Origin of the sequence: Halarchaeum nitratireducens, assembly GCF_017874695.1 — an archaeon.
GTDB classification, from domain to species: Archaea; Halobacteriota; Halobacteria; order Halobacteriales; family Halobacteriaceae; genus Halarchaeum; species Halarchaeum nitratireducens.
Genome location: NZ_JAGIKY010000023.1, coordinates 18310 through 27035 on the forward strand (window position 1 = coordinate 18310; position 8726 = coordinate 27035).

The following is an 8726-nucleotide window of genomic DNA, read 5'->3' on the forward strand; positions in this document are numbered from 1 at the left end:
GGTCAGCGCTCCAGCACGACCGCCTCGTCCGGGTCGAATCCGAGCGTCACGCGCCCCGTCGGGGCGTCGTCGAGGCGCGCGACGATCGACCGACCGTTCCAGTCGAAGTGTACCCTGTAGCCGTCGCCGAGGAACTCGACGTCCGCGACGCGCGCTTCGAAGCGATTGTGCGTCGCGTTCACGTCCATCGATTCCGGCCGGACACAGCACGTCACCGCCCCCCGGTGGTCGCCCGTGACGGCGAACGACGCGTCCCCGACTCGCACGGTCGACCCCTTCGTTTCCCCTCCAACCGCTCGCCCGTCGAGACAGTTGTTCTCGCCGAGGAACGCCGCGACGAATCGCGTCTCCGGGGTCTCGTACACGGCCTCGGGCTCGCCGACCTGTTCGACTCGCCCGTCGTTCAGCACCGCGAGTCGGTCGCTCACCGCGAGCGCCTCCGATTGATCGTGCGTCACGTAGACCGTCGTCACGCCGAGCTCGCGCTGGACGCGCGTGAGCTCGAGGCGGAGCTCGTCGCGCAGCCGAGCGTCGAGCGCGGAGAGCGGTTCGTCGAGGAGGAGGACGTCCGGTGCGGGGGCGAGCGCGCGGGCGAGCGCGACGCGCTGGCGCTGCCCGCCGGAGAGCGCGTCCGGGTCGCGTCCGCCCATCCCCTCCAGGTCGACGAGCGCGAGCAGCTCCGTGACCCGGTCCTCGACCGATTTCTCCGCGGGCGGGTCGAAGCGCAACCCGTAGGCGACGTTCTCGCGCACCGTCATCATCGGGAAGAGCGCGTAGTGTTGGAAGACGACGCCGACGTCGCGCTCCTCCGGTGGGACGCCGGAGACGTCGGTGCCGTCGAATCGCACTGCACCGGCGTCGGGCGTTTCGAGGCCCGCGATGCAGCGCAGCGTCGTCGTCTTCCCGCAGCCCGAGGGGCCGACGAGCGTGAAGAACTCGCCGTCCCGGACGGTGAGGTCGACCCCGCGCAGCGCCGTCGCGTCCCCGTACGCCCGCTCGACGCCGGCGAGTTCGAGGCTCATCGCTCCCACCGCCCGCCGAGGCGTTCGACGACGACGAAACTCGCCGCCGTGACGACGAGGAGGACCGTCCCCATCGCGGCCGCGGGGCCGAGATACGGGCCGACCGAGGGGTTCGAGAGGTAGCGTTCGAGGGCGATCGGCATCGTGTACGACGCCCCGTCGCGCGCGAGGACGATAGTCGCGTTGAACTCGCCGACGCTGATGGCGAAGGCGAACGCCGCACCGGCGACGACGCCCGGCGCGACGAGCGGCAGGGTGACGTCGCGGAACGCCTGTGCGGGACCGGCACCGAGGGTGCGCGCGGCGGCGACGAGATCGTCCTCGACGCGCGCGAGTAAGGGCGCGACGTTCCGCACGACGAACGGATACCCTCCGACGGCGTGTGCGGCGACGATGGCCACGGGGCCCGTGACCGCAAGATGGTACCCGAACAGATCGACGCCGAAGACGAGACCGCGGAGGAGTCCGATCCCCGTGACGACGCCGCTGACGGCGAGCGGTGCCATCAGGAGCGCGCCGCTGAGCCGCCGGAGTCGACCCTCGCCGCCGGTGACGACGGCGACGCTGACGCCCATCGGGACGGCGAGTGCGACCGCACCCACGGCGAACAGCAGACTGTTGGAGACGGCGACCGTCGGGCGCGCGCCGCCGCTGCCCAACTGCTGGGCGAGGAGGAACGCGTAGTTGGCCGCGGACAGCGATCCCCCGCGGGTGAGGCTTTCCGCGACCATGCTGGCGAGCGGGCCGACGTAGAGGACGAGCGCGATGCACGCGTACGCGAGCGCGAGGAGGCGGCCGGCGCTCGGCGGGCCGAGCAACGGGACGCGCGGGACCGACGCGGTCGCGGTGTCGCGCCCGCCGCGTCGCTCGACGCGCAGGTAGACGTAGGTGAGCGCGAGCGTGATCGCGGCTTCGAGGACGGCGAGCGACGCCGCCTCCGGGATGCGGAGGTCGGAGGCCAGCGAGTAGATCCACACCTCGACGGTGGCGAGTCGCAGTCCCCCCAGCGCGAGGACGATGGGGAACGCCATGAAGTCGAAGACGAAGACGATGAGGACGCCCGCGAGGAAGGAGGGGAGCACCTGCGGGACGACGACGTCGACGACCGCCCGCCAGCGCGGCGCGCCGAGGGTCCGCGCGGTCTCGACGGCGCGGACGTCCACGGTCTCGGTGGCGGCGACCACGAATCGCGTGACGAGCGGCGCGTTGTAGAAGGTGAGCGCGGCGACGACGATCGGCAGCCCGAAGGCGACGTCCACGCTGAGACCGACGAGACCGAGGACGTCGTTGAGCGCGCCGTTCGTCCCGAACATCGTCGTGAACCCCACCGCGACCATGATCGCCGGGAGGACGAACGGGACGACGGTGAGCGAGCGGACCGTCTCCCGGCCGGGGAACTCGTAGCGCGCGAGGACGTACGCGCCCGGGAGACCGACGGCGACGGCCCCGGCGGTGCCGAGGAGCGCGAGGAACGCGGTGAACCCGAAGAGGCCGGTGCGGACGGCGGGGAACCCCGCCTCGGCCCACTCCGCGATCGCTCCGGGGACGCTCGCGGGATCGGCGAGCGCGCCGGCGAGCGCGCCGAAGTAGAACGGATCGGTGAGCGTCGCCCACAGCGGCGCGAGCGAGGGGTCGCCCCCGCGGGTGAACGCCGCGACGAGCACCGTCCCGACGGGGTAGTAGAAGACGACGAGGAGCACGCAACACGTGGCGAGGAACGCGCCGCGGGCACCGATCGCGTCCGCGACGCCGGCCGCGTGCGTCCGGGCGCCGTCGAGGCGTCGGCTCAGTGCTGTGCGATCAGTCGGGACCACTGTTCGACCCACTCGGAGACGTGTCCCGCGAGGTCGTCGTACGTGAGCGTGACCGGCGTCGGCGGCGTCTTCGCGTACTCGGCGTAGGTGCCGGAGAGCGATCCGGTCGTGGTCGCGGGGAACTGGTAGTTGCGCTGCGGGACGACGTCCTGTGTGGCCGGCGAGAGCACGAAGTCGACGAACGACCGAGCGAGGTCCGGGACGTCGCTGTCCGCGAAGACGGCCGTGCTCTCGGGGTTCGCGTACCCCTCGTCGTTCAGGAAGACGACCTCGTAGGCGTCGAGGTCGCGCCCCTCGTTCGCGGCGTACACCTGGTCGTTCGAGTACGAGACGACCATCGGGGCCTCGCCGGCCGTGTAGGCGTTGTACGCCGCCTGCCACGTGTCGAGGACGCGGACGTCGTTGTCGAGCAGACCCCGCCAGTAGTCGAGATAGCCGTCGCCGCCCTTCTCGTGGATCGTGTGGAGGAGGAAGGCCTTCCCCGTGTCCGAACTCTGGGCGTTCTCCGTCAGGAGGTCGCCCCGATACCGCGAGTCGAGGAGGTCGTCGAACGTCTCTGGGACGGCGTCGAGCGTTGTCGCGTCCACGACCGGCGTGATGTAGCCCGTGTCGTAGGGAAGCGCGCGTCCCTCCGGGTCTACGATCAACCCCTCTCTCACGTCGCCCGCGTGTGAGAGGTCGTCGCCGATCGCCGCGAACAGCGACGCGTCGAGCTCCCGGTCGATCAACACCAGTTCGTCCGTGTTCAATCCGACGTAGACGTCCGCATCGATGGCCGCGCCCCGCCGCTTGCGCTGGACGTACTCCGCGACGTTCGACGACCCCGACGAGGGCGTCGTCCACTCGACGGCGACGCCGTCGTGTGCGGCCTCGAACTCGCGTTTAAGCCACGCGCCCGGGGAGCCGTCGCCGTCGACGAAGGAGGGGTACGTCGCGACGGTGAGCGTCCGCGTTCCGGACGCCGTCCCGGCCGTCGTGGTCGTCTCCCCACCGTCGCCCGCACACCCCGCGAGGGCGACGGCCGCCGTCGCGCCGGCCGCCCGCAGGTAGTGGCGTCGTCTCACTACGTCGTGGTCTCACCCGGTGGTACTCGTAGCTGTCGGTCCGCGCCGGGGGCCCCGCGGTGCGTTTTTACCCCCGCCCGGTGAACCTCCGCTCGTGCCGTACGCCCGCCGAACCGTCCTCATCGCCCTGCTCGCGCTCATCGCCTCGCTCGCGCTAGTCGTCCTCGCGGGCGTGCTCGGGACCGTCGTCTTCGCCACGACCGTCGCCTACCTCCTCGCCCCGGTCTATTACCGGATCGAGGACCGCGGCCTCGACCCGTGGTGGGCGGCCGCCACGACCGCCGTCGGCGCCGCCGTCGTCTCGCTCGTCCCCGCCACCGCGTTCGTCTACCTCCTCTACGTTCGCTCCAGCGGCGTCCTCGCCTTCATCCGCGCGCTCCCGGACTCCTTCGGCCTCTCGATCGCCGGCGTCGTGTACACGATCGACGTCTCGACTCTGACGGCGACGGTCGAGGGCGTCCTCCGCGACATCACCCTCTCCGTCCTCGGCTCGCTCCCCGTCCTCGGGATCAAGTTCACCCTCTTCGGCGTCCTCGTCTTCGGCCTCCTCGTCGCCCACGAGGACGCCGAGTCGGCCGTACTCGCCGCCGTCCCGCTGCGGTACCACGACGTCGTCGCGGCGCTCTCCGATCGCGCGCGCGAGACGCTGTACGCGATCTACGTTCTTCAGGCCGCCACGGCCGCCGTCACGGCCGCGATCGCCGTGCCCGTCTTCTGGCTACTGGGGTTCACGTACCCCGTGACGCTCGCGCTCGTCTGCGGCGTCCTCCAGTTCCTCCCCGTCGTCGGCCCCAGCCTCGTCGTTCTCGGCCTCGCCCTCTATCGGTTGAGCGTCGGCGACGTGACGGGCGCCATCGCCGTCCTCGTCGTCGCCGGCACGCTCGTCGCGTGGCTCCCCGACCCGCTCGTTCGCCCCCGTCTCTCCCGGCACACGGCGCGAATCCCCGGGAGTCTCTATTTCGTCGGGTTCACCGGCGGGCTCCTCACGGTCGGCGCGCTCGGCGTCATCGTCGGACCGCTCGCCGTCGCGCTCCTCGTCGAGACCGTTTCGCTCCTCGCCGACGAGGAGGGAAAGCACAGGGGCTAGCCGTCCGAGTCCGCCCCCGCTTCGAGCGGCCGGCCGGCGTCCTTCCACTCCGTGAGGCTCCCCTCGTAGAAGGAGACGTCCGGGTAGCCGAGCCACCGGAGCACGACGAAGGTGTGACTGATCCGGCGCGCCGTGTTGCAGTAGAGCACCACGTGCGTCTCGGGCGTGATCCCCTTCCCCGCGAAGATCCCCTCGACGTCCGCGCGCGCCTTCAGCCCGCGCGTCTCCTCGTCGACGACCTCCTTCCAGTCGAGGTTCACCGCTCCCGGGATGTGCCCCTCCGCGTACTCCTCCGGCTCGCGCGTGTCGACGACGATCGTGTCCTCCGCCTCGGTCGCCGCCGCGACCTCGTCGATCGTGACGAGCGGCGACTCCGCGGGGCGCGTGACGGCGTACTCCACCGCTTCCACGTCCGGCGTCGCCGTGCTCGTCTCGTGACCCTGCATCCACGCCGAGTAGTCGCCGTCGAGCAGATGGAGGTCGTCGTGACCGTAGAGCAGTGCGGTGACGAGAAAACGCGCCGCGAACACCCCGTGCGTGTCGTCGTACGCGACGATCGTCGTGTCGGCGCCGATTCCGTGCTCCCCGAGTAGCGCGGCCCACTCGTCCTCGGGCGGAAGCATCCCTTCCTCGCCGCCGCCGCGGAAGGTGTCGAAGGGGACGTTGACGGCGCCCGGCACGTGGCCGATGCCGTCGTACTCCCAGGCGTCGCGGACGTCGACGACGACGACCCCGGGATCCCCTCTGTGCACGTCTACCCACTCGGCCGAGACGATGACGTCCTCGTCCATCGCGTCGGCCTACGCCGCCCGGGTGGATACCGCTTCGGGTCCCGTCCCACGTGGCGGCTGTCCGCCCGCGTCCCTCACAGAAGCCGGCAACGAATTCTTCTTTCGGGGGCGGCCGGCCGCGACACTCGAACTCCCCCGCACCGAATACCGGCAACAAGTGCTCCGAGTTGGAAGGTGCGGGGGAACCTGCGAGGGCACGCAGAACTATATGTGCGGGGTCACAAGCGATAGACATGGTAGACGACGACTACGCCAACGACGTTCTCGTCAGCGCGGACTGGGTCGAGTCCAACCTCGACGAGTTCGAATCCGACGACCCCGAGTATCGACTCGTCGAGGTCGACGTCGACACCGAAGCGTACGAAGACTCGCACGCGCCCGGCGCCATCGGGTTCAACTGGGAGACGCAACTCCAGGACCAGACGCAACGCGACATCCTCTCCAAGGAGGACTTCGCGACCCTGCTCGGCGAGCACGGCATCAGCGACGACTCCACGGTCGTCCTCTACGGCGACAACTCCAACTGGTTCGCCGCCTACACCTACTGGCAGTTCAAGTACTTCGGCCACGAGGAGGTCTACCTCCTCGACGGCGGCCGCGACTACTGGCTCGACGAGGGGTACCCGACCACGGACGAGGTCGCCGACTTCGACTCCGTGAACTACACGCCGCGCGGCCCCTTCGAGTCCATCCGCGCCTACCGCGACGACGTCGAGAACGCCATCGATCGCGGCATTCCGCTCGTCGACGTCCGCTCGCCCGAGGAGTACAGCGGCGAGATCCTCGCGCCGCCCGGACTGCAGGAGACCGCCCAGCGCGGCGGCCACGTCCCCGGCGCGAAGAACGTCTCCTGGGCCGCGACGGTCCAGGAGGACGGCCGCTTCAAGTCCAAGGAGGAGCTCGCGGAGCTCTACGAGGACGAGGGCGTCACGAACGACCAGGAGGTCGTCGCCTACTGCCGCATCGGTGAGCGCTCCTCCATCGCGTGGTTCGCGCTCTCCGAGCTCCTCGGCTACGACGACGTCACCAACTACGACGGCTCGTGGACCGAGTGGGGTAACCTCGTCGACGCCCCCATCGAGACCGGCAGCGGCGAGTAACGCGAAACTGAAGGTTTCGCGAAGAGACGAGCGCTGAGCCATGCGGGACCGGAGGCCCCGCACGACGAAAGCGAGGCGCGAGTAACGAGGTTCCAACTTCTCCCGTTTTTCGCGTCGCGTAGCCACGGGGCTCTCTCGACTCACTTCGCCACCGGTGACGGTGGGTATTAGGCCTCCCGCGTACAAGTCGCGTTCATGACGCCAGACGAGTTCGTCGAGTCCGTCCGCGACGACAACGACACCGCGCTCTCACGCTTGGGATCCTCCAAATCGCTCTACGCCGCCACCGGCGGTGACCTCGAACCCGACGAGGTGCTGCACGCCGCCGCGGACGCCGAACACGCCGCCGCCGAGACGTTCGCCGATTGGGCCGCCGACGAAGGCACCGACACGCCCGCTGGCGAGACGTTCGCGGACGCCGCCGACCAGGAGCGCGAGCACTACGAGATCGTCCTCGGCGAACTCGACGATCACGAACCGGGCGACGACGTCTCCGCGATGCAGGCGTACCTCCGCGACCTCGACACGACCGTCGAACGCGCCGGCGGCATGATCGGACGCGTCCTCGCCACCGAGAAGTCGAAAGAACAGTACACGGGATTCTTCACCGGGCAAGCCGACCCGATGACCGCATCGACCTTCCGGGACCTCAAGGGCGACCTCGAGGGGCAACTCGACGCCGCGCGCGCTCTGCTCGATACGATCTGTGCCGACGAGACCGACTGGGACGCCGCGAAGGCCGCCGCCGACGGCGCGATCCAGGCCGCCTACGACGAGTACACCGAACAGTTGGAGTCGATGGGCGTCAACCCGAAGCCGGTCTGTTAGTCCTCTTCCCCTCGCTCCGTCGGCCGCACCTCCGGCGTCCGCTCCGGGTCGCCCGCGGCCTCACCGTACGTGACGAACAGGACCACGAGACCGCCGACGCCGCCCACGACCGCGCCGACGGGCCCGAGAAGGACGAAGCCGAGCACCGCACTCACGAGCAGGGCGATGACCGAGAGCGACCCGTAGACGAACGGTCGGTTCACGGCGACCCCCCTCTTCTCGCGCCACGCGTCACTTCGTTCATCGCCCCTCCCGGAGTCGACTCCCGGTCCCGTCCGGGAGTCCCGCCTCCGCGACGGCGTCGACGACCCGCTCGACGTCGTACTCGACTCGTCGCTCCTCGATCGTCTTCTCGTCCATGTCGAGCACCGCGTACGCGGCGCGCGGGTCACCGTCGCGCGGCTGGCCGACGCTCCCCGGGTTCACCACGAGGCCCGCCTCGAACGCCCGATACCCCTGAACGTGGGTGTGGCCGAGGACGAGTACTTCCTCGTCGCCCAAGAGCGCCGGCGAGAACTCTCGCGGGTACGTGTAGTGGTCGATTCGCTCCGGGTGATCGTGAACGACCTTCACCCGCCCGTCGCACGCGACGCGCTCCCGGGGGAGCGACCCGATCCACCGGCGCGCGTCGGCATCGAGCCGGGACCGTGCGTGCGCGACACCCGCCTGCGCCATCCCGTTCGCTCCGAAGTTGCGCTCGGACGCCACCATCCGGTCGTGGTTCCCCATCACCGTCGGGACGTCGCGTTCGCGAAGCACCTCGACGCACGCGGCCGGCCACGGATTATAGCCGACGACGTCGCCCGCACAGAGGAGCGCGTCCACGTCGGGCATGTCGTCCAATACCGCCTCCAGTGCCACCCGGTTCGCGTGGATGTCCGAGAGCAACCCGATACGCATACACGGTCGAAACGGTCCGCTCGCGCAAAAACGTCTCCCCGTGGTCGAGCGCCCGATCGCCGGATCTCCATCGATCGTTCACCCCGTGATTCGCCGTACCGCGGCGGGGGTCGGTTCGAT

At 70.1% G+C, this 8726-nt stretch carries 9 protein-coding genes; 3 read left to right on the forward strand and 6 right to left on the reverse strand.

What is annotated here, in order from left to right:
- Positions 1-2: 2 nt before the first annotated feature.
- The 3 genes from J2754_RS15690 to J2754_RS15700 are packed head-to-tail and all read right to left on the reverse strand — an operon-like array spanning position 3 to position 3900.
- Positions 3-1022, reverse strand: a complete 1020-nt coding sequence (locus tag J2754_RS15690) for an ABC transporter ATP-binding protein (protein WP_188880165.1) — start codon at positions 1020-1022, stop codon at positions 3-5.
- Positions 1019-2836, reverse strand: a complete 1818-nt coding sequence (locus J2754_RS15695; protein WP_342590138.1) for an ABC transporter permease — start codon at positions 2834-2836, stop codon at positions 1019-1021. The genes J2754_RS15690 and J2754_RS15695 overlap by 4 nt, the downstream gene beginning before the upstream one ends.
- On the reverse strand, positions 2809-3900 hold the full coding sequence (locus tag J2754_RS15700) for a thiamine ABC transporter substrate-binding protein (RefSeq protein WP_211087968.1): 1092 nt from the start codon (positions 3898-3900) through the stop codon (positions 2809-2811). The genes J2754_RS15695 and J2754_RS15700 overlap by 28 nt, the downstream gene beginning before the upstream one ends.
- 94 nt (positions 3901-3994) lie before the next feature.
- Between J2754_RS15700 and J2754_RS15705 the strand changes: the two genes are divergently transcribed.
- Positions 3995-4987 carry an AI-2E family transporter gene (locus J2754_RS15705; RefSeq protein WP_188880170.1) on the forward strand — a complete coding sequence of 331 codons (993 nt, stop codon included), beginning with the start codon at positions 3995-3997 and terminating at the stop codon, positions 4985-4987.
- On the opposite strand, the gene J2754_RS15710 is transcribed toward J2754_RS15705, so the two are convergent.
- Complete coding sequence (locus J2754_RS15710) at positions 4984-5778, reverse strand: sulfurtransferase (protein ID WP_188880172.1); 795 nt, start codon at positions 5776-5778, stop codon at positions 4984-4986. The genes J2754_RS15705 and J2754_RS15710 overlap by 4 nt on opposite strands.
- 233 nt (positions 5779-6011) lie before the next feature.
- Here J2754_RS15710 and J2754_RS15715 point away from each other — a divergent pair, with 233 nt between their 5' ends.
- Positions 6012-6878 carry a sulfurtransferase gene (locus J2754_RS15715; RefSeq protein ID WP_188880174.1) on the forward strand — a complete coding sequence of 289 codons (867 nt, stop codon included), beginning with the start codon at positions 6012-6014 and terminating at the stop codon, positions 6876-6878.
- A 195-nt stretch (positions 6879-7073) separates the two neighbouring features.
- Positions 7074-7706, forward strand: a complete 633-nt coding sequence (locus J2754_RS15720; protein WP_188880175.1) for a rubrerythrin family protein — start codon at positions 7074-7076, stop codon at positions 7704-7706.
- On the opposite strand, the gene J2754_RS15725 is transcribed toward J2754_RS15720, so the two are convergent.
- Together J2754_RS15725 and J2754_RS15730 are read right to left on the reverse strand one after the other, a co-directional pair.
- The gene (locus tag J2754_RS15725; protein ID WP_188880176.1) at positions 7703-7909 is read right to left on the reverse strand and encodes a hypothetical protein; all 207 of its coding nucleotides are present in this window, start codon (positions 7907-7909) and stop codon (positions 7703-7705) included. The genes J2754_RS15720 and J2754_RS15725 overlap by 4 nt on opposite strands.
- A 37-nt stretch (positions 7910-7946) precedes the next feature.
- Entirely contained in the window at positions 7947-8606 is a 660-nt protein-coding gene (locus tag J2754_RS15730; RefSeq protein WP_188880177.1) for a metallophosphoesterase family protein, read from the reverse strand.
- Positions 8607-8726: the final 120 nt, after the last annotated feature.